Here is a 16,620-nt window from a genome sequence, read left to right as displayed (position 1 = left end):
GCCTGACGGGCCCGGCATTCGACGCCACGGCCCGCATCTGCCGCCGGCAACCGCACATCAGATGGGAGTATATCCATGACCGTCAAAGTCGCCATCAACGGATTTGGCCGCATCGGCCGCAATGTTCTTCGCGCCATCATCGAGAGCGGCCGCACCGATATCGAGGTGGTCGCCATCAACGATCTCGGACCGGTGGAGACCAATGCGCACCTGATCCGCTACGACAGCGTGCACGGCCGTTTCCCGGGCACCGTCACGGTGGAAGGCGACACCATCGATGTCGGCCGCGGCCCGATCAAGGTGACGGCCATCCGCGATCCGAAGGAACTGCCCTGGGACGGCGTTGATGTGGCGCTCGAGTGCACCGGCATCTTCGCTTCCCGCGACAAGGCGGCCATGCATCTTGAAAACGGCTCGAAACGCGTGCTGGTTTCGGCTCCGGCTTCGGGCGTCGAGAAGACCATCGTCTTCGGCGTTAACGACAATAAACTGAGCGCCGAGGACCTGGTGGTCTCCAACGCATCGTGCACCACCAACTGCCTTTCGCCGGTCGCCTACGTGCTCAACAACGCCATTGGCATCGAGAAGGGCTTCATGACGACGATCCACTCCTATACGGGCGACCAGCCGACGCTCGATACGATGCACAAGGACCTCTACCGGGCGCGCGCGGCCGCGATGTCGATGATCCCGACCTCGACCGGCGCGGCCAAGGCGGTCGGCCTTGTGCTGCCGGAACTCAACGGCAAGCTCGACGGCGTCGCCATCCGCGTGCCGACGCCCAACGTCTCCGTCGTCGATCTCAATTTCATCGCATCGCGCGAGACCAGCGTCGAGGAAGTCAACGCCGCCATCCGCGAAGCCGCCGACGGTCCGCTGAAGGGCATCCTCGGCTATACCGACGAGAAGCTCGTCTCGGTGGACTTCAACCACGATGCGCATTCGTCGATCTTCCACATGGACCAGACCAAGGTCATGGACGGCACCTTCGTGCGCATCCTGACCTGGTACGACAATGAGTGGGGCTTCTCAAACCGCATGTCCGACACGGCTGTCGCCATGGGAAAACTCATCTGACCGGGCTGCGGGCGCATGTTGCAGTTGAGGCCGAATTGCGAATATTGCGACACCGACCTTCCCGCGGATGCGCCCGATGCCATGATCTGCAGCTATGAGTGCACGTTCTGCGCCGATTGCGCGGAAAATGTCCTGCACAATGTCTGCCCTAACTGCGGCGGCGGTTTCGAGAGACGGCCGGTGAGGCCGAAAGCCGCGCACCGGCAGGGGACCGGGCTTGCCAGCGCGCCGGCGTCGGACCGGCGCGTCCATCTCAAATACGACCGCGACAACATTCGCGACTTTGTCCACAAACTCCGCGAAATTCCGCCACGGGAGCGTTGATCATGACTCAGTTCAAGACACTCGATTCGCTGGATGACATCGCCGGGAAGAGGGTGCTCGTGCGGGTCGACCTGAACGTGCCGGTCAAGGACGGGCAAGTCACCGATACAACCAGGATCGAGCGGGTCGCGCCGACCATCAACGAACTCTCGGAAAAGGGCGCCAAGGTCATCCTGCTTGCGCATTTCGGCCGCCCCAAGGGCAAGGCCGTCGCCAGCATGTCGCTCGAACCCATTGCCCAGACGGTCGAGGAAGTGCTCGACCACCGTGTGCCCTTTGCCTCCGATTGTATCGGCGAGGCAGCCGCCGGTGCCGTCGCCGACATGGCGGACGGCGACGTTCTCCTTTTGGAGAATGTGCGCTTTCATGCGGGCGAAGAGAGCAACGATCCGGCATTCGCGAAGCAACTGGCGGAAATCGGCGACCTCTATGTTGACGATGCGTTTTCGGCGGCGCACCGCGCCCACGCCTCGACGGAAGGCCTCGCGCATTTGCTGCCGGCCTATGCCGGCCGCACCATGCAGGCCGAACTGGAGGCGCTGGAGAAGGGATTGGGCAATCCGGCGCGTCCCGTCGTCGCCATCGTCGGCGGTGCGAAGGTCTCCACCAAGCTCGACCTGTTGATGAACTTGGTCAGCAAGGTCGACGCGCTCGTCATCGGCGGGGGCATGGCCAACACGTTCCTGGCCGCAAAGGGCACGGATGTCGGAAAATCGTTGTGCGAACACGATCTCGCACCGACCGCCAAGCAGATCATGATCGAAGCCGCGTCGAACAACTGCGCCATCGTCCTGCCGGTCGACGGTGTGGTGGCGAAGGAATTCGCCGCCAATGCCGACAACGAGACCCTGGATATCGGCAGCATTCCCGCCGACGGCATGATACTGGACGTCGGCCCGAAATCCGTGTCCGCGATCAACGAGTGGATCGGCAAGGCGAGCACGCTCGTCTGGAACGGGCCGCTCGGCGCTTTCGAGATCGAGCCTTTCGACGCGGCCACCGTTGCCGCGGCGAAATTCGCGGCATCCTGCACTGGCGAGGGCGTGCTGACCTCGGTCGCCGGCGGCGGCGACACGGTGGCGGCGCTCAATCATGCCGGCGTCGCCGGGGACTTCTCTTACGTATCGACCGCCGGCGGGGCGTTCCTTGAATGGATGGAAGGTAAGCCGCTTCCCGGCGTCGAAGCGCTGAAATAAATGAGCTGAGGATTACAATCGATTTAGAGACATTCAATCGTTTCAATGCCACGGCGCGCCACTTTACTCATCGCCCACATCTGATATCGACATGGAAAATTTCGGCACCACGCGCGCCACGCGTTATCCGCAGCCGGCTTCCGGTGATATCATCGCCACCCACGGGAGCGTAGCGGCGCCAGCGAACAAAGGAGAATGACCCCATGAGCGAACGTCTTGAAGATATTGCCGCCGCGATGGTAACGAGCGGAAAAGGCATTCTGGCCGCCGACGAATCGAGCGGCACCATCAAAAAGCGTTTCGACTCGATCAATGTTGAATCGACGGAAGAGAACCGCCGCGACTACCGCGAGATGCTGTTCCGTGCGACGGACGCGATGAGCAGTTACATCTCCGGCGTCATCCTGTTCGACGAGACACTGCGCCAGAAGGCGGCCGACGGCACGCCGCTGGTGGAGGTCATCCGGGCGACCGGCGCCGTTCCCGGCATCAAGGTGGATGGCGGTGCCAAGCCGATGGCGGCCCATCCGGACGAGAAGATCACCGAGGGCCTCGACGGGCTGCGCGAAAGGCTGGCCGAATATCACGGGCTGGGCGCGCGTTTCGCCAAGTGGCGCGGCGTGATTTCCATATCCGCCGACCTGCCGAGCGGCAGCGCCGTCCGCGCGAATTCCCAGGCGCTGGCGCGCTACGCGGCGCTCTGCCAGGAAGCCGGCATCGTGCCGATCGTCGAGCCCGAAATCCTGATGGACGGCGAGCCCGGCGACCACTCCATTGACCGTTGCTATACCGTCACCGAACAGGTGCTGCGCACGGTCTTTGCCGAACTCTACGATGCCCGTGTCGCGCTTGAGGGCATGGTCCTCAAGCCGAACATGGTGATTGACGGCAAGAACGCCCGCAATGCATCGGTTGACGAGGTCGCCGAAAAAACCGTGCGTTGCCTCAAGGCGACCGTTCCCGCCGCGGTTCCCGGCATTGCCTTCCTGTCCGGCGGACAGTCCGACGAGGAAGCGACGGCGCATCTTTCGGCGATGAATGCAGGCTACGACGTCCCGTGGCAACTGACATTCTCCTACGGCCGGGCCTTGCAGGCCGCCTGCCTCAAGGCCTGGGGCGGCAAACCGGAAAATGTCGCAGCCGGCCAGCGTGCCTTCGCCCACCGCGCCCGCATGAACGGCCTTGCCGCGACGGGCAACTGGTCCAGCGATATGGAAAAGGCCGCCTGACGCGGTCTTGACAGGACCCGGCCGCTAAGGCGTGATTGCGACCCGGATCAGACAATACGGTCTGCGGTTCATGAAACATCTCTATTACGGCATCGCTAGCTGGCTGATGGTGCCCGTCGCTCTGGTGGCGGGTCTCAGGCTGCGCGCCCGGACCACGCGCCTTCACCCGCCGCACGGTCATCCCTTCGGCAGGATCGGCGACGGCGCGGAACCGGCCTACCGGATTTTGGTCATCGGCGATTCATCAGCCGCCGGCGTTGGCGCAGACCGTGTGGAGGAGACGGTCGGCCCGCAGATCGCCTCTGTCATCCATGAACGGACCGGCGCATGCGTCGCCTGGCGCAGTTCCGGCTCAAATTCCGCCATATGCGAGGAGCTGCGCGACCACGTGGTGCCGAATCTTGAGCGCGAGGATTACACGCATATCGTCATCGCTGCCGGGACCAACGACGCCAAGAATTTCCTGACCGCACGGCGTTTCAAGAAGGGCTTCGGCGGCCTGCTCTATGCATTGCGGGCGAAATGGCCAAAGGCACGGATCGTCTGGTCGCCGGTTATCGACATGCGCACCGTGCCGAGCCTGTCGCCGGTGCTTGCCCATGTTCTGGAGATGCGGGCGAGGATCATCAACCATGTTGGGCACCGGCTGTGCCCCGAGCGCTTCGCTCTCGTCGCACCGCGCCTGCAGCCACCGGACCCGTCGGGCTTTTCCTCCGACGGCTTCCACGCCGGCGCCAGCGGTTACCGGTACTGGGCCGAGCTGCTGGCCGATACGCTGATCGGAGAAGACAGCGGAACGCCGCAGGCATCCGATGCCAGGGTCCGGGCCGCCGAATAGCGCTTCACAGATGCTGCAGAACGATCACCACGGTGATCGCCACGAATGCGAAAACCGCGATTTTCCAGAAATCAGCGCGCCGGCGCAGGCCCGGCAGTCCGAACGGCTTGATGAGGTGGGCAACCATCGCAAGCAGCAGGACGATGGCGATCGCTTTGGTCAACAGATGCGCTCCGGTTTAGCCCACATCGAGGACGATCTTGCCGATATGATCGCCGTCCTCCATGCGGCTGTGCGCCGCCGACGCCCGGTCGAGCGGAAACAGCGTGTCCATGACCGGTGCGACGGTGCGTTTTGCCAGCAGCGGCCAGACCTTTCGCCTGAGTTCGGCGGCGATATCGGATTTGAACACGACGGACCGGGCCCTGAGTGTCGAACCGGTATGCACCAGCCGTTTCATCATCAGCAATGAGAAATCCGCCTCCGCCTTGCGTCCGCGCAGAAATGCGATCTGCACGATGCGCCCCTCGACGGCGGCGGCGTCATAGTTGCGGGAAATGTAATCGCCACCCACCATGTCGAGGATCACCTGCGCGCCCTCGCCGTCCGTTTCCTCCTTCACGGCCTTGACGAAATCGTCCGTGCGGTAATTGATCGCGAGGTCCGCGCCGAGTTCCCTGCAGGCCTCGCACTTCTCTTCGGATCCGGCGGTAACGATGACCTTCGAGCCGAACGCCTTGGCGAGTTGGATCGCCGTCGTTCCGATGCCCGAGGAGCCGCCGTGCACGAGCAGAACTTCACCCGGCTTGAGGCCGCCGCGCTGGAACACATTGTGCCAGACCGTGAAATAGGTCTCCGGGATCGCCGCCGCCTCGCTGAAGCTGAAGCCGCTCGGGACCGGCAGCGCATTGGTTGCGTGCACCGTGCAGTATTCCGCGTAGCCGCCGCCCGACACCAGCGCGCAGACCCGGTCGCCCGGCTCGAAGCCCTGGACCGCCGAACCGACCGCCTCGACCTCGCCGGCGACCTCCAGGCCGGGAATATCCGGCGCCCCCGGGGGAGGCGGATAGGCGCCCATCCGCTGCAGGCAGTCCGGCCGGTTGACGCCGGCAGCCCGCACCGCGATCAGCAGTTCACCCTCGTCCGGCTCCGGCTTTGGCCTTTCGACCAGCTGCAGCACCTCCGGTCCGCCCGGTTCGCTAATTTCGACGGCCTTCATTCAATCTCCCTGATTTTGTCCGTGAAGCGGATTGTTGGAATTTCTCAGCTACTTCCCATATCATTCAAGGTCGGCAATGCCCAAGGAGGAAAGCATGTCCATTTTTGAGGACGACGCGGAAAAAAAGCCCGTTGCACACGAAATCGGTTGTGATCTTTCGCTGATATCGGTTGACGAACTGGACGACCGGATTGCCATTCTCAGGCAGGAAATTGCCCGACTCGAGGAGGAAAAGTCCTCGAAGCAACAGAGCAAGGACGACGCGGAGTCCCTTTTCCGGTAGGCCGCAGGCGCCTGCAGCGCCCCAAAAATGGTAAACATTGAATAAAATATCCGCCTTTTAACAGCCGTGTTAACCCTCGGTTAAGCTTTACGAGTCATTATCGTTGATATCCAGTTCTTCTGGATTCGGACCGGATGACCGAGCGTCATTCTGTTTGATGCCTCCCTGTTAAACTTCTGAGAGCCGCCATGCGGCTCTTTTTTTGTCTTTATGCCTGTTTTTGTGGATAAACCGACCACCGCAACGCCTTGGTTAGCAATGCGTCAAGCCCGTTAACCCTTCCTTAAGAATTACCTTGCGTTAAACGCATCAAGCCATCACTTTACCCCAATGTCGCGCGAGGGGGGCAGGCAGCGGCACGACTTGATGGCATTATTCGCAAGTGTATTATTAGGCAAATTTGAGGCTACGGGGCATGGCAGATACGCAAAAGAACACGATCCAGATTGCGGAACGCATTACCTCCTCCGCATCCTTCAAGGCGCTCTATTCCGAAGGAATGGGGCTGGTTGAAGAGACCGCCGGCTATTTGGACGGCACTGGACGTGTGGCGGCCAAGGCCCTCCCGCGCATGGCATCGGTGCTCTACGCGGCCGAATCCATGCGCCTGACGACACGCCTCATGCAGATGGCCTCGTGGCTGCTCTTGCAGCGCGCCGTGAACAACGGCGAAATGACCCACGAACAGGTGGTTGCCGAAAAAACCAAGGTCCGCCTCGACGGCTTTGCCTGTGACAAGACGGCGCCCGGCTGGGACGACCTGCCGGAGGCCTTCCGCGACCTCGTGGAACGTTCGCTGCGCCTGCAGGCGCGCGTCGCTCTCCTGGACAAGGAAATCTACCACCGCAAGAGCGGCAGCAAGCCGCCGGCCAATCCGGACAACGAGAATTCGGTCAAGGCGCAGATTTCTCTGCTGCAGACCGCTTTCGGGGGCAACTGACAGAAGAACGGGACGAAAATAGAAGCCGGTAAGAAAAAACCCCGCTCCAAGGAGCGGGGTTTTGCTATTCGGGCTGCCGGAATCCGGCTGCCGCCGCGCTGCTAGAGGCCAAGGCCCTCGAAGCGCTTCTTGAACTTCGATACCCGTCCGCCGCGGTCGACCAGGTGCTGGTGTCCGCCGGTCCAGGCCGGATGGGCCTTCGGGTCGATTTCCAGCGTCATGGTGTCGCCTTCCGAACCCCAGGTGGAACGGGTTTCATATTCGGTGCCATCGGTCATGACCACTTTGATCATGTGATAGTCGGGATGGATGTCAGCCTTCATTGCAATGTCCTGCGTCGGTTGGGCTCGGCGCGCGAAACACCTGCGGCAAACCAGCCCATATCACAAACAAAGCCGCACACCCGAAAGGTCACGGCTTCCCAATTCGATGGCGAGCCTATACATGAAGGGCAGGAAAGTGACAAGGGGCGCGGCTGTTTTTTGCGGCCCCTATATGATGGGAAATGAAATTGGCAGATAAGAGCCGAGGCACAGACGGCCGGATGCGCACGCTGAGGCCCCTCACGCGGCTGTTTCCCTATGTCCTGAGCTACCGCGGACTTGTTGCGGGCGCGATCGTCGCGCTGCTGCTTGCCGCCGCCGCGACGCTGGTCCTGCCGCTCGCCGTACGCCGCATGATCGACAACGGTTTCTTCGGTGCGGATGCCGGCTTCATCAACAATTATTTCACCATGCTGCTGGTGATCGCCGCCCTCCTCGCACTGGCGAGCGCCATGCGATACTACTTCGTCATCACCATCGGCGAGCGCGTGGTCTCGGACTTGCGCCGCGATGTCTTCAGCCACGTCACTTCGCTGTCCCCGTCATTCTTCGACACCAATCAGTCCGGCGAAATCGTCTCGCGGCTCAGCGCCGACACCACACAGATCAAGTCCGCCGTCGGCGCGACCGCCTCGATGGCGCTGCGCAACACGATTCTGTGCCTCGGCGCGGTGATCATGATGATCGTCACCAGCCCGGAACTGTCGGGCCTGGTGCTGCTTGCTATTCCCGTCATCGTTTTCCCGCTGGTCGGTTTCGGACGCTCCGTGCGCGGCCGTTCGCGCGAGGCCCAGGACACGCTGGCGGACGCAACGGCCTATGCCAGCGAGGCAATCTCGGCGTCACGCACCCTGCAGGCCTTCAACGGCGAGCCGACGGCCAACCGGCGCTACTCCGACGCCGTCGAAACCGCCTTTTCCGCGGCCCGCGCCGCTGTGCGGGCACGCGCCTTCCTGACCGGCTTTGCCATCATGATGATCTTCGGCAGCATTGTCGGCATCCTGTGGTTCGGAGCGCACAAGGTCCTCGTCGGCAACATGTCGGCCGGCACGCTCGGCCAGTTCCTGCTCTATTCGATCCTTGCGGCGTCGAGCCTCGGCACACTCTCCGAAGTCTGGGGCGAGATTTCCCAGGCAGCGGGCGCCGCGGAGCGGCTTACCGAGCTCATAGACGAGGTCCCGGTCATCGCGCCGCCGCCGCATCCGAAGCCCCTGCCCGAGCCGCCCATTGGATCGGTAGCGTTCGAGGACGTGGTGTTCTCCTATCCGGCGAGGCCTGACGAGCCGATCCTGAACGGGCTTTCGTTCGAAGTGAAACCCGGCGAAACCGTCGCCATCGTCGGCCCGTCCGGGGCCGGCAAGAGCACGCTGTTTTCGCTGATCAGCCGGTTTTACGATCCCGAGAAAGGCGCGATCAGCCTCGACGGTATCGATGTGCGCGAGGCCGATCCTTCGGCGGTGCGCCACCGGTTGGCCAGCGTACCGCAGGACGTCGCGATCTTCGCGACATCGATTCGCGAGAACATCGCCTTCGGCCGCCCTGATGCCACGGAAGCCGAGGTCGTCGAGGCGGCGAGGGCCGCCCTTGCGGATCCGTTCATCAGCCGCATGGAAGAGGGCTACGACACGCGGGTCGGCGAGCGGGGCATCACCCTATCCGGCGGCCAGCGCCAGCGCATCGCCATTGCCCGTGCGGTCCTGAAGGACGCGCCGGTCCTGCTTCTCGACGAGGCGACATCGGCGCTCGACGCCGAAAGCGAGACGCTGGTCCAGAAGGCGCTGAACGGCCTTATGCGCGGTCGCACGACGCTGGTCATCGCCCACCGGCTGGCAACCGTGAAGAAGGCCGACCGGATCCTCGTCATGGACCACGGGCGCATCGCCGAGGAAGGGAACCACGCAAGCCTGGTGCGCAAGGGCGGTCTTTATGCCCGCCTCGCCCGCCTGCAGTTCCACGATGACGAGCCGCACGAAACCGAAGCCGCGCAGTAGAACCGGGCAAGGCTCACGGGCCGACATGATCAGTGCTGCGCTGATGCGCTAGACGGCATCCCGCGCCGCCCGGCCCGCCGTGCGGCCGGAGAAGATGCATCCGCCGAGGAAAGTACCCTCGAGCGCGTTGTAGCCGTGCATGCCGCCGCCGCCGAAACCGGCCGCCTCGCCCGCCGCATAAAGCCCCTCGATCACATTCCCGGAGGCGTCCAGCACCCGCGCGGACAGGTCCGTGTGGATGCCGCCCAGTGTCTTGCGGGTCAGGATGTTGAGCCGCACGGCGATCAGCGGGCCGTGCTTCTCATCGAGGATCCGGTGCGGTTTGGCTGTCCGGATCAGCCGGTCGCCGATGAAATTGCGCGCGCCGCGGATCGCCGTGACCTGCAGGTCCTTGGTGTACTTGTTCTCGATCTCGCGGTCGCGCGCCTCGATCTGCGTCCGCAGGTGATCGTGGTCGATGCGTTGCGTGCCGGTCAGCGCGTTCATGCCTTCGACCAGCGCCTCGAGCGTGTCGCGGACGACGAAATCCTCGCCCTTTTCCTTGAAGGCCTCGACCGGCGGCGGTGCGCCCTTGCCCACCCGCTGCAGCACCTTGCGGATGCTCTTTTCGGTCAGGTCCGGGTTCTGCTCGGATCCCGAAAGCGCGAATTCCTTCTCGATGATCGACTGGGTCAGCACGAACCAGCTGTAATCATGGCCGCTGCGCATGATGTGGGCGAGCGTCGACAACGTGTCGAAACCCGGAAGGCAGGGGACCGGCATGCGGTTGCCCTCCGCGTCGCACCAGAACGATGACGGTCCCGGCAGGACGCGAATGCCGTGTTTGGGCCAGATCGGATCCCAGTTGCGGACACCCTCGGTGTAGTGCCACATGCGGTCCGAATTGATGATCGACGCGCCTGCCTTTTCCGAAATCCCCAGCATGCGCCCGTCGACGTGGTGCGGCACGCCCGAGATCATCTCCTTCGGCGGCTCACCGAGCCGGTCGCGCGGCCAGTTTTTGCGCACCAGATCGTGATTGCCGCCGATGCCGCCGGAACTGACGACGACGGCGCCGGCGGAGAAAGAGAATTCGCCGACCGCGTTGCGTGACGACTGGACGGCGCGGGCGGCATCCGTCTCCTCCAGCACTGTACCGCGCACGCCGGTGACCCGGCCGTCGGCGGTCACGATCTCGTCGACCTGGTGGCGGAAACACAGCCGCACGGTGCCCCGGGCAACGCCCTCGCGGACCCGGCGCTCGAACGGCACGATCAGGCCGGGGCCGGTGCCCCATGTGATGTGGAAACGCGGAACCGAGTTGCCGTGGCCGTCCGCCAGCGCCCCGCCGCGCTCGGCCCAGCCGACGATCGGGAACCAGCGCACCCCCTGCTGGTGCAGCCACGAGCGCTTTTCGCCCGACGCGAAATCGACATAGGCCTCGGCCCACTTTCGCGGCCAGTGGTCTTCGTCGCGATCGAACGCCGCCGATCCGAGCCAGTCCTGCCAGGCGAGATCTCGGCTGTCGCGGATGCCGAGCCGCCGCTGCTCCGGGGAATCGACGAACAGCAATCCGCCGAACGACCAGAACGCCTGGCCGCCGATATTGTTCTCGTTCTCCTGATCGACAATGATGACCGATTTGCCCGCATCGGAAAGTTCCGCCGCGGCGACGAGCCCGGCAAGGCCGGCCCCCACCACAATGACATCGCGGCGACATAGTTCCTCCCCTGCGCACGCGCCGGACAAACCCCAGTCGCCGCGCCGATTGCCTAGCGTTCGGTGAGTTTCAGCTCGATGCGGCGGTTGGTGGCACGCGCCTGCGGCGAGTTGCCCACCTCGATCGGCTGGAATTCGCCGAAGCCGGCCGCGACGAGGCGGTTGGCCGGAACGCCTTCATTGATCAGGTATTTGACGACGGACGTCGCGCGCGCCGACGACAGTTCCCAGTTGTCGGCGAACCGCCCGGTGCCGGACAGCGGCACATTGTCCGTGTGGCCGTCGACCCGCAGCACCCAGTTGATATCCGTCGGTATTTCGCGGCCGAGGTCCTGGAGCGCGTCGGCGAGCTTGGTCATTTCCTGCTGGCCCTCGACATTGAGCTGGTCGCTGCCGGACGGGAACAGGACCTCCGACTGGAATACGAAGCGGTCTCCGACGATGCGGATGTTTTCCCGGTCCGACAGGATTTCACGCAGGCGCCCGAAGAAATCGGAGCGGTAGCGGTTGAGTTCCTGCACACGCTGGGCCAGCGCCACGTTCAGCCGCCGGCCGAGATCGGCGATCTTCGTCTGCGATTCGCGGTCTTTCTGCTCGGAGACCTCGAGCGCCGCCTCGAGCGCCCCGATCTGCCGCCGCAGCGCCGCGATCTGCTGGTTCAGCAGCTCCACCTGGGACAGCGCCCGCTGGCTGATCTGCCGCTCTTCGTCGAGCGATTGCGAGAGCGTTCCGATTTCCGCCTCGGCGGCGCTAGACGCGCCGGCGCCCCGCGCCAGCAGGTCCTGCAACCGCGAGCGTTCGCCCTCGGCCTCGGCGAGCGTTGCCTGCAGGTTGGCGAGCGCGTCCTCGAGATCCTGTTTGCCGGACTGTTCGAGCGCCAGCAACTGGGTCAACTCGTTGATCTGCGAGTTGAGGCGGTTCAGCACCTCGTCGCGGCCGCTGATCTCGCGGCTCAAGAGGAACTGCGCGATGACGAAGACGGACAGCAGGAACATGATGGCAAGCAGCAGCGTCGACAATGCATCGACGAAGCCCGGCCAGAAATCGACCCCACGGTCTCCGCGACGGTTACGCGCCAGTGCCACCGCTTAGTTTCCCTTGGCTTTCTTGCCGTTGTTGGTATCCATCTTGCTGATTTCGGAACCCAGCGAATCGAGCGTCTGGCGCATCGCCCGGGACTCCGACTGCTGCGCCTCGATCCAGTCGCGCAGCATCTGCTGCTCGTTGCGCATGTTCTTGACAAGGCCCTGGATGCCTTCCGCGAGATTGGCCATCGCGGCCGTCGAGCGCTGGTTGATGCCGCCGCCAGCCTGCGCCATCGTCTGCACGGTTTCCGAGAGGCGTCGGATGTCCTCGGACGATTCGGCGCCGGTGGCGATTTCCGGTGCGGCGATGTCGAAGTCCGGATCGGTGACGGTCGACAGCCAGTTCTCCAGTTCCGTGTAGAAGCGGTTCTGCGCCCGTCCCGCCTGCAGGTCGAGAAAGCCCAGGACCAGCGACCCGGCCAGACCGAAAAGCGACGAGGAAAACGCCGTTCCCATGCCGGCGAGCGGCGCCTCGAGCCCGTCCTTGAGCTCCTGGAGGATGTCGTTGGTGTTTCCCGAACCCGGATCGAGCGACTGGATCACCGTGTTGATCGAGCCGATGGTCTGGAGCAGTCCCCAGAAGGTTCCCAAGAGACCGAGAAAGACGAGGAGACCGATCATGTAGCGCGACGTGTCGCGCGATTCATCGAGCCTGGTGGCGATGGAATCGAGGATTGACCGCAGCGCCGTCGTCGACAGCGACATCGACTGCTTGCGGCTGAGCAAAACGCGCATCGGCGCCAGCAGTGTCGGGCTGCGCGAACCGCGCATCCGGTCGCTGCCCTGGCGGAATGAATTGACCCAGCTGACTTCCGGGCGCAGCCTGAGAACCTGGTTGACCGCAAGCAGCACGCCGATGGCCAGAACGAACAGGATCAGCCCGTTGAGGCCCGGATTGGCGAAGAACGCCGCCGATATCTGCCGGTAGAGGATGGCGGCGAGAAAGCCGGTCATGATCAGGAAAATGACCTGGCTCCAGAAGAACACCAGCGGACTCGACAGCCGGTGCGGCTCGACACCCAAATCCTGTTCCGACAAGCCCCACCCCGAGAGTCTTAGCTTTGCCATAGGCTGCGTACCCTACCCTATATCCGCTGCGCCCCGCCGCCATATGGATCCCCGGCGGCCTGATCCGCTTCCCTGTCCAGGCAAGTCACCACGGATCGTCCGGCGATTTGCTCCGAATCCCTTTTTTGTCCCGCCTCCATTAAGGCGTTATGAAACTAATCAAAAACAAGCCCGAATGGAAAGACCGGAAGACAAGATTAGCACTTAGAAAAGAAATTGGACGCTATTAAGCCGGACGCTTCAGCACCGCTGACAGGTCTTTGTGGATGCGCTCGTTTCCGGCGATGACGTTGCGCTTCTCGAACATTTTGCTGCCGCCATCCCGGTCGGAAACGAAGCCGCCGGCCTCGCGGATCATCACGATGCCCGCGGCGAGGTCCCAGGGCGACAGCTCGTCCTCCCAGAAACCGTCGAGCCGTCCGGCTGCCACATAAGCGAGATCGAGCGCCGCCGCCCCCATGCGCCTGACACCTGCCACCTCGCCCATGACGTTTCGCAGCTCGACCAGGTATTTCCCGTGCGCGCCGCGTCCCAGGTGCGGAACGCCGGTCCCGATCACGCAGTCCGACAGGGCGCGCCGGCCGGCGACCCGCATGCGGCGGTCGTTGAGGAATGCGCCATTGCCGCGTTCGGCGGTGAAAAGCTCGTCCATCGCCGGATTGTAGATAACGCCCGCGACGATCTCGCCCTGGCGTTCAAGGGCAATGGAAACGGCGAACACCGGTATGCCGTGCAGGAAATTCGTCGTTCCGTCGAGCGGATCGACAATCCAGCGATGCATGCCGTCGGTGCCCTTCTTCTCGCCGCCCTCCTCGGCCAGCACGCTGTAGGTCGGTCTGGCCCGAGCCAGTTCCCCCAGAATGATCTCCTCGGCCTTGTGGTCGGCCTGGCTGACATAGTCGCTCGGGCCTTTGAGCGACACCTGGAGGTTCTGCACCTCCCCGAAATCGCGGGCAAGCGAGCGTCCGGCCTTCATAGCGGCCTGGACCATGACATTGAGAAGCGCTGAGCGGGCCATGTTGTGTGCCTTGCTGCGGGTGTTTCCGATACGGTCAGTCGGCCCGGCGGATATAGGTTATCTCGTTGGTATCGACGAGAATGCGTTCCCCGGCCTCGATAAACGGCGGCACCATGACGCGCACGCCATTTTCCATCATTGCCGGCTTGTAGGACGAGGCAGCCGTCTGCCCCTTGACCACCGGATCGGCCTCCGTGATGGTCAGCGTCACCTGGTCGGGCAGCGAGATGCCGATCGGCTTTTCCTCGTAAAGCTCGACGGTGACGGTCATGCCGTCCTGCAGGAATTTGGCACGGTCGCCGACGAATTCCTGCGGCAGTTCCAGTTGCTCGTAGCTTTCATTGTCCATGAAGACGAGCATGTCGCCCTGCTCGTAGAGATACTGGAAGTCCTTCTGCTCCAGGCGCACCCTTTCAACCGTCTCGGAAGCGCGGAACCGTTCGTTGAGCTTGGTTCCGTCGATCACATTCTTGAGCTCGACCTGGTTGAACGCACCGCCCTTGCCGGGTTTGACGGCGTTGGTCTTCACCGCCACCCACAAGCCGCCATTGTGCTCGATCACGTTGCCCGGGCGAATTTCGTTTCCGTTGATTTTCATGGAAGCCATTCCGGTAATTCTGACAATTCGGCGCCTCAAGAACACAATTGCGCCGCACATGCAAGTCCGCACGCCCGATCGGCATTGTCCGGCGCGTCCTGGCGCGCCGGATCAGCGGGATCTGAAGTTGTTGGCAGCCTCGATACCGGCCTTCTGCTCTTCCGACGTCAGACCTTGAAAAAAGTCTTCGAGGCCACGGTCCTCGAGACCGGCACGGCGCGAGAGAATGTACCATTTCGCAGCCTCGATCGGGTCCGGACGTGTGCCGATGGCGTGGATGTAGAGATGCGAGAGCCGGTTCTGTGCCATCACGTTGCCGGTGTTGGCGGCACGGCGCATCCACCCGAATCCGGCTTCGTAGTCCACGGCGCCGCCGATGCCGTCGATCAGCCACACGGCCAGGTCAAGCTGCGCCGTATCGAAACCCGATCGGGCCGCACGGATCATCCACATGCGCGCGGTGCGCGGATCCGCCTCGAGGCCGGTGCCATAGGCATAGATCTGCGCCAGGGCGAACTGGGCGTCGGCAATGCCGCTCTCGGCCGCGCTGGTCATGTAGGGCAGCGCCTTTTCGATGCCCTCCTTGCCCGGCTGGTCGGTGATCAGCAACTGGCCGTAGTTGAACTGGGCCGATGAATTGCCGGCGTCGGCCGCCAGCTTCATCAGTTCGCGCGCCCGGTCGCGGTCGCCCTCCACGTGGCGCCCTTCAAGCAGCATCAGGGCGAATTTGAGCTGCGCGGCGATGTCGCCGCCGTCGGCCGCGGCACCGTACCAGAAGGCCGCTTCCTTCATGTCCCGCGCAACGCCGAGACCCCGCGCATAGATCTCCGCCACCAGGGTCTGCGCCGCCGGATCGCCGAGCTTGGCGAGCGGCAGCGCCAGCTCGAATGCTGTCAGGTAACGGCCGCGCTGGAATGCGCCGTAGGCGGCATCGCCCTGACTTCCCGGCTCTTCCGGCTGCAGGGACGCGCCGGGATCGGCAGGCGATTCCGTCTGCAGCTCATCGGCTGCCGCGGCCGCCGGGTCCTCCGCGGCGGCCATTGCCGTGGCCGGCAGCAGTGCCAGCGCAGCGGCGGTCGCCATAATCGATATGCGTTTGTTCATGCGCTCTTCTAATCCTCAAACCGTGGCGCTTTTTCGTCGAGCAGCGCGTTGGCTTCGGCTACGGCCATGGCCGCGTTGCCGGGGTTGGCGAACACCGCGTGGCGCAGCGCCACGAACTCCACGCCGTTTTCGGCGACGGCAACCACCGAACCGATCGACTGGCCGCCCATGACAATACATGGGATTTCAACCATCGATGCCCACCATTGCCCTAGATCAAGGTTCTTCGGGTGCGGCTCGGCCTTGATATCCCCTTCGAGCTTGCCGAGGAACAGGTAGTCCGGTCTCAGCTCGCCCAGCTCCAGCGCCGAATGGCGGTCCTTCGCCCGTCCGCCGCCGACGATCATGCCCGGCGCGTACCGCTCGATGGCCTCCGCCATGGCATCGCGTCCCCCCTCGACATGCAGTCCGTCAGCCTTGGTGCGGGCGGCGACCCTCGGGTCGCCGGCGATCAGGGCCGCTGCGCCGGCATCCTGTATGACGGGCACCAGCGCCTCGGCGCATTTCTGGAATGTGCGCTCGTCGGCATCGTATTGCGGCACGATGACCGACGCCACGTCGCCGCCGCGCAACGCATCGTCCACCGCGCGCCGGGCGTCTTCCGGCTCCGGCAGGTCCGGCGTGACGAGAACAATTCGGCACCTGTTTTCAATGTCTGTCATGCTATCCCGCATTGCTTGGCGAAACCG

At 63.7% G+C, this 16,620-nt stretch carries 18 protein-coding genes; 8 read left to right on the top strand and 10 right to left on the bottom strand.

What is annotated here, in order from left to right; all coding sequences use genetic code 11:
* Positions 1-75: 75 nt before the first annotated feature.
* The 5 genes from gap (at position 76) to E4M07_RS23680 (ending at position 4,664) form a co-directional block, all read left to right on the top strand.
* Positions 76-1,077 carry a type I glyceraldehyde-3-phosphate dehydrogenase gene (gene gap, locus E4M07_RS23700; RefSeq protein ID WP_136660896.1) on the top strand — a complete coding sequence of 334 codons (1,002 nt, stop codon included), beginning with the start codon at positions 76-78 and terminating at the stop codon, positions 1,075-1,077.
* Positions 1,078-1,092: 15 nt separating this feature from the next.
* Complete coding sequence (locus E4M07_RS23695) at positions 1,093-1,401, top strand: DUF1272 domain-containing protein (protein WP_136660895.1); 309 nt, start codon at positions 1,093-1,095, stop codon at positions 1,399-1,401.
* Positions 1,402-1,403: 2 nt separating this feature from the next.
* On the top strand, positions 1,404-2,597 hold the full coding sequence (locus tag E4M07_RS23690) for a phosphoglycerate kinase (protein ID WP_136660894.1): 1,194 nt from the start codon (positions 1,404-1,406) through the stop codon (positions 2,595-2,597).
* Between the two features lie 203 nt (positions 2,598-2,800).
* The gene (locus tag E4M07_RS23685) at positions 2,801-3,826 is read left to right on the top strand and encodes a class I fructose-bisphosphate aldolase (protein ID WP_136660893.1); all 1,026 of its coding nucleotides are present in this window, start codon (positions 2,801-2,803) and stop codon (positions 3,824-3,826) included.
* Positions 3,827-3,896: 70 nt separating this feature from the next.
* Positions 3,897-4,664, top strand: coding sequence for an SGNH/GDSL hydrolase family protein (locus E4M07_RS23680; RefSeq protein WP_136660892.1), 768 nt, complete (start codon positions 3,897-3,899; stop codon positions 4,662-4,664).
* A 4-nt stretch (positions 4,665-4,668) separates the two neighbouring features.
* Here E4M07_RS23680 and E4M07_RS29180 read toward each other — a convergent pair whose 3' ends face one another.
* Together E4M07_RS29180 and E4M07_RS23675 are read right to left on the bottom strand one after the other, a co-directional pair.
* Positions 4,669-4,827, bottom strand: a complete 159-nt coding sequence (locus tag E4M07_RS29180) for a hypothetical protein (protein WP_169054365.1) — start codon at positions 4,825-4,827, stop codon at positions 4,669-4,671.
* Between the two features lie 15 nt (positions 4,828-4,842).
* Positions 4,843-5,823 carry an NAD(P)H-quinone oxidoreductase gene (locus tag E4M07_RS23675; RefSeq protein ID WP_136660891.1) on the bottom strand — a complete coding sequence of 327 codons (981 nt, stop codon included), beginning with the start codon at positions 5,821-5,823 and terminating at the stop codon, positions 4,843-4,845.
* A 94-nt stretch (positions 5,824-5,917) separates the two neighbouring features.
* On the opposite strand from E4M07_RS23675, the gene E4M07_RS23670 reads away from it, so the two are divergent.
* Positions 5,918-6,106 (top strand): DUF1192 domain-containing protein, encoded by a 189-nt coding sequence (locus E4M07_RS23670; RefSeq protein ID WP_136660890.1) that lies wholly within the window; start codon positions 5,918-5,920, stop codon positions 6,104-6,106.
* Between the two features lie 415 nt (positions 6,107-6,521).
* Positions 6,522-7,046 carry a DUF1465 family protein gene (locus E4M07_RS23665; protein WP_136660889.1) on the top strand — a complete coding sequence of 175 codons (525 nt, stop codon included), beginning with the start codon at positions 6,522-6,524 and terminating at the stop codon, positions 7,044-7,046.
* 101 nt (positions 7,047-7,147) lie between these two features.
* On the opposite strand, the gene rpmE is transcribed toward E4M07_RS23665, so the two are convergent.
* Positions 7,148-7,369: a 50S ribosomal protein L31 gene (rpmE, locus tag E4M07_RS23660; protein WP_136660888.1), complete on the bottom strand. Its 222-nt coding sequence runs from the start codon at positions 7,367-7,369 to the stop codon at positions 7,148-7,150.
* 221 nt (positions 7,370-7,590) lie between these two features.
* Between rpmE and E4M07_RS23655 the strand changes: the two genes are divergently transcribed.
* A complete protein-coding gene (locus E4M07_RS23655; RefSeq protein ID WP_246660583.1) occupies positions 7,591-9,360 on the top strand; it encodes an ABC transporter transmembrane domain-containing protein in 1,770 nt (589 codons plus the stop codon).
* 48 nt (positions 9,361-9,408) lie between these two features.
* Here the strand turns inward: E4M07_RS23655 and E4M07_RS23650 are convergent, their stop codons facing one another.
* From E4M07_RS23650 to E4M07_RS23620, 7 genes are all read right to left on the bottom strand, one after another.
* Positions 9,409-11,088 carry an FAD-binding dehydrogenase gene (locus E4M07_RS23650; protein ID WP_136660886.1) on the bottom strand — a complete coding sequence of 560 codons (1,680 nt, stop codon included), beginning with the start codon at positions 11,086-11,088 and terminating at the stop codon, positions 9,409-9,411.
* A gap of 23 nt (positions 11,089-11,111) precedes the next feature.
* Complete coding sequence (locus E4M07_RS23645) at positions 11,112-12,143, bottom strand: peptidoglycan -binding protein (protein WP_136660885.1); 1,032 nt, start codon at positions 12,141-12,143, stop codon at positions 11,112-11,114.
* A gap of 3 nt (positions 12,144-12,146) precedes the next feature.
* Complete coding sequence (locus tag E4M07_RS23640; protein ID WP_136660884.1) at positions 12,147-13,211, bottom strand: MotA/TolQ/ExbB proton channel family protein; 1,065 nt, start codon at positions 13,209-13,211, stop codon at positions 12,147-12,149.
* A gap of 226 nt (positions 13,212-13,437) precedes the next feature.
* Positions 13,438-14,229, bottom strand: coding sequence for an inositol monophosphatase family protein (locus tag E4M07_RS23635; RefSeq protein ID WP_136660883.1), 792 nt, complete (start codon positions 14,227-14,229; stop codon positions 13,438-13,440).
* A gap of 34 nt (positions 14,230-14,263) precedes the next feature.
* Positions 14,264-14,827 carry an elongation factor P gene (gene efp, locus E4M07_RS23630; protein ID WP_136660882.1) on the bottom strand — a complete coding sequence of 188 codons (564 nt, stop codon included), beginning with the start codon at positions 14,825-14,827 and terminating at the stop codon, positions 14,264-14,266.
* 111 nt (positions 14,828-14,938) lie between these two features.
* Positions 14,939-15,931, bottom strand: coding sequence for a tetratricopeptide repeat protein (locus tag E4M07_RS23625; protein ID WP_136660881.1), 993 nt, complete (start codon positions 15,929-15,931; stop codon positions 14,939-14,941).
* A gap of 8 nt (positions 15,932-15,939) precedes the next feature.
* Positions 15,940-16,593, bottom strand: coding sequence for a thiamine phosphate synthase (locus tag E4M07_RS23620; protein WP_136660880.1), 654 nt, complete (start codon positions 16,591-16,593; stop codon positions 15,940-15,942).
* Positions 16,594-16,620: the final 27 nt, after the last annotated feature.

Origin of the sequence: Nitratireductor sp. XY-223 (genome assembly GCF_004959855.1) — a bacterium.
In the GTDB taxonomy this organism is placed as follows: Bacteria; Pseudomonadota; Alphaproteobacteria; order Rhizobiales; family Rhizobiaceae; genus Hoeflea_A.
This window is presented reverse-complemented; position numbering and strand designations above follow the sequence as displayed.

Excerpts from the sequence above, each read along its gene's own strand:
- gap (WP_136660896.1), top strand. The coding sequence starts at position 76 with ATGACCGTCAAAGTCGCCATCAACGGATTTGGCCGCATCGGCCGCAAT.
- E4M07_RS23695 (WP_136660895.1), top strand. The coding sequence starts at position 1,093 with ATGTTGCAGTTGAGGCCGAATTGCGAATATTGCGACACCGACCTTCCC.
- E4M07_RS23690 (WP_136660894.1), top strand. The coding sequence starts at position 1,404 with ATGACTCAGTTCAAGACACTCGATTCGCTGGATGACATCGCCGGGAAG.
- E4M07_RS23685 (WP_136660893.1), top strand. The coding sequence starts at position 2,801 with ATGAGCGAACGTCTTGAAGATATTGCCGCCGCGATGGTAACGAGCGGA.
- E4M07_RS23680 (WP_136660892.1), top strand. The coding sequence starts at position 3,897 with ATGAAACATCTCTATTACGGCATCGCTAGCTGGCTGATGGTGCCCGTC.
- E4M07_RS23675 (WP_136660891.1), bottom strand. The coding sequence starts at position 5,823 with ATGAAGGCCGTCGAAATTAGCGAACCGGGCGGACCGGAGGTGCTGCAG.
- E4M07_RS23670 (WP_136660890.1), top strand. The coding sequence starts at position 5,918 with ATGTCCATTTTTGAGGACGACGCGGAAAAAAAGCCCGTTGCACACGAA.
- E4M07_RS23665 (WP_136660889.1), top strand. The coding sequence starts at position 6,522 with ATGGCAGATACGCAAAAGAACACGATCCAGATTGCGGAACGCATTACC.
- rpmE (WP_136660888.1), bottom strand. The coding sequence starts at position 7,369 with ATGAAGGCTGACATCCATCCCGACTATCACATGATCAAAGTGGTCATG.
- E4M07_RS23655 (WP_246660583.1), top strand. The coding sequence starts at position 7,591 with ATGCGCACGCTGAGGCCCCTCACGCGGCTGTTTCCCTATGTCCTGAGC.
- E4M07_RS23640 (WP_136660884.1), bottom strand. The coding sequence starts at position 13,211 with ATGGCAAAGCTAAGACTCTCGGGGTGGGGCTTGTCGGAACAGGATTTG.
- E4M07_RS23635 (WP_136660883.1), bottom strand. The coding sequence starts at position 14,229 with ATGGCCCGCTCAGCGCTTCTCAATGTCATGGTCCAGGCCGCTATGAAG.
- efp (WP_136660882.1), bottom strand. The coding sequence starts at position 14,827 with ATGAAAATCAACGGAAACGAAATTCGCCCGGGCAACGTGATCGAGCAC.
- E4M07_RS23625 (WP_136660881.1), bottom strand. The coding sequence starts at position 15,931 with ATGAACAAACGCATATCGATTATGGCGACCGCCGCTGCGCTGGCACTG.
- E4M07_RS23620 (WP_136660880.1), bottom strand. The coding sequence starts at position 16,593 with ATGACAGACATTGAAAACAGGTGCCGAATTGTTCTCGTCACGCCGGAC.